The organism is Rubrimonas sp., from assembly GCF_036788415.1.
GTDB lineage: Bacteria > Pseudomonadota > Alphaproteobacteria > Rhodobacterales > Rhodobacteraceae > Rubrimonas.
The window spans coordinates 1-2549 of the sequence record NZ_DAIQNN010000216.1; the positions used below are offsets into that span (position 1 = coordinate 1).

A 2549-nucleotide genomic window follows, 5' to 3' on the forward strand; every position below is an offset into this window, starting at 1 on the left:
CGACGATCTCGGGCCGCAGCTCGACCTTGACCGTGGCGAGGCCGGTCTGCGCCGCGCTTTCGATGGTCTCGACCTCGGCGATCTGGCGCGCGGCCTCCTCGATGGGCTTGACCAGCAGCTGCTCGACGCGGCGCGCCTCCATGCCGGGAAAGCGCGCCGTCACCACCGCGGTGCGGATCGTGATCTCCGGGTCCTCCTGGCTGGGATGGGTGAAGTAGGCGAAGACGCCCGCGAGCGTCGCCAGCAATGTGACCGCCGCGACCAGCCGCCAGCGGTCGAGCGCGAAACGGGTGAGGCCGGTCATTCCGGAAGGCTCCAGAGACGGACCGCCTCGCCCTCGGTCAGCAGCGCGACGCCCGCGGTCACGACGCGCTCGCCGGGAGCAAGGCCCTCGCTGACGAGGACGTCCGCGCCGACGACGCCCTCGATGGCGACGTCGCGCCGGCGCACGACGGACGCCGCCTCGTCCACCACCCAGACCCGCGCCCGCGCGCCCGCGGTGGGCGGGGAACTCGCGTCCTCGAACAGCAGCGCCGACAGCGGCAGGTCCACAGCGCCCGCGCGGCGCGGCAGCGCGAAGCCGACGGCGGCGGAGAAGCCGGTCTTGGCGCCCGCGGGCGGATTCTCGAGCCGGGCCTTGACCCGGAAGGCGGCGCCCGCCTCGGCCTCGGCGGCGATCTCGGTCACGACGGCGCGGAAGGTCTCGCCCGGGAACGCCGGCAGCCGGACCTCGGCCTCGTCGCCCGGCGCCAGCGACGCCAGCAGCGCCTCCGGCGCCAGAACCTCGGCCTGAAGCGCGGCGGTGACGGCGATCTCGTAGACGGGCTGGCCCGCCGCCAGTTCCTCGAAGCGGTTGGCCAGCAGCCGCGTCACCACGCCGTCGCCGGGCGCGATCAGGGTGATGCGCGCCAGCCGGTCCTCGGCGGCGGCCAACCCGGTCTCGGCCACCCGCAGGGCCGCGAGCGCCGCCGCGACTTCGCCCGAGGCGCGGTCGAAGGCGGCGCGCGCGACGATTCCGCGGTCAAACAGCGTGCGCTGCCGCCGGAACTCGGCGTCGGTCGTATCCATCTGCGCGCGCGCCGCGGCGAGACGGGCGCGGGCGGCGTCGATCTCGCGCTGCGCGTCGGCGGGGTCGAGCCGGGCGACCACCTGTCCCTCCGCGACCGGATCCCCCTCGCGCAGCGGCGCCTCGATCAGCCGCCCGCCAAGCGGAAACGCGAGATGCATCGTCTCCGCCGCGGTCAGCACGCCGGGCAGGGTGCGCCGCTCCGCCGCGTCGCCCACGGATACGACCATCGCGCGCACCGCGCGCGGAGGCGCCGGCGCTGCGGCCTCCTCGGCGCCGTCACAGGCGGACAGCGCGAGCGCGGCCAGCGCCGCGGCGGAGAGCGGTCGGATCATCGGGTCGGCTCCCGTTTGGCGGCGACCCCGGAAAGGGGCGCGGCTTGCTCCCGCAGCTCGCGCGTGAGGAAGAAGGCGATGACGGTCCGGATCACGACCACGGCGCTGAGCGCGACAAGCTCCTCCAGCGATCGGCGCACCACCGTGTGCATGATGTCGGCGCAGATCAGTATTTCGAGCGCGAGCAGGATGTGGACGCCGAGACCGCGGCGCAGCCTCAGGAAATCCTCGGCGCGATCAGCCCTTGCGTGGAGCAAACCGATCGTCGCGCGGATGACCCCGACCAGCAGAACCGCAAGGGCGAGCAGTTCGATGAGGGACGCGCCGCGATCGACGAACCGCTCGACCGCCTCCAGCGCGCCGGTCGCCTGTTCCGCCGTCATGACGCCACCCGGCCCTGCACGGACTGACGCGCGTCGCGCCGCATGGTCACGCCTCCCTGGGTGGAACGAGATGCGCCCGGCATGGGCGCCGGCGCGGCGCGGCGCAACGGAGAGGGCGCCCGAAATGGGCGCCCCATCTGCTCACGGCGCTGATCCCGCTTGCGCGAGCGCTGCGTAGCCGACGGCGCCCGGCGGCGTGCGCAGCCACGCGACGCCGTCGCGCGCCGCCGCAAAGGCCGCGTCATAGAGGCGGCCCATGGTCTCCGGGTCGAACTCCGTCGCCGAGGCCGCGCCGAGTCCCGGGGGCACGAAGGCGACGTTGAACTCGGCGCCCGCCCGGTCGGCGGCCAGCCAGATCTGGGTCAGGTCGCCCGCGCTCTGCGCCCGGATCAGGGTGCTGACGGTGCGCGCCGCGATGCCGGGGATCGTCCGCTCGACGGGCTGGTAGGGCGGCGCGAGCGTGTTGTTCTGGATCACGAAGATGCGCCGGCGGACCGGGAACGGCGCCGCCATGTCCAGCACATCCGCAAGACCGGTCGGGCCGATGGTGACCGAGCGGGTGACGCCGCCGTCCACGTGCAGCTCCACGAAGCGCCTCCCGCCGGCTTCGACCTCGATCGGCACCGGCGGAAAGGCGCCGGGGATCGAGGCGGAGGCGAGGAGCACGTCGAGGAACAGCTGCCGCGCGCCCGCATCCGCGATGGCGCCCATGTCCCACAGCACCGGCCGCGCGGCGTCGATGTTGGTGGTCACCACCAGCAGACG

At 74.4% G+C, this 2549-nt stretch carries 3 protein-coding genes and 1 pseudogene; all 4 read right to left on the reverse strand.

Going from position 1 to position 2549, the window contains the following annotated elements; translation table 11 throughout:
- The coding region (locus V7Q31_RS18730) for an efflux RND transporter permease subunit (RefSeq protein ID WP_333835351.1) at positions 1–304 on the reverse strand (304 nt) is incomplete at its 3' end.
- A complete protein-coding gene (locus V7Q31_RS18735) occupies positions 301–1401 on the reverse strand; it encodes an efflux RND transporter periplasmic adaptor subunit (RefSeq protein ID WP_333835352.1) in 1101 nt (366 codons plus the stop codon). The genes V7Q31_RS18730 and V7Q31_RS18735, both read right to left, overlap by 4 nt.
- On the reverse strand, positions 1398–1784 hold the full coding sequence (locus tag V7Q31_RS18740; protein ID WP_333835353.1) for a DUF1622 domain-containing protein: 387 nt from the start codon (positions 1782–1784) through the stop codon (positions 1398–1400). Before V7Q31_RS18740 ends, V7Q31_RS18735 begins: the two co-directional genes overlap by 4 nt.
- 141 nt (positions 1785–1925) lie before the next feature.
- Positions 1926–2549: pseudogene (locus V7Q31_RS18745) on the reverse strand (patatin-like phospholipase family protein); the annotation flags it as partial.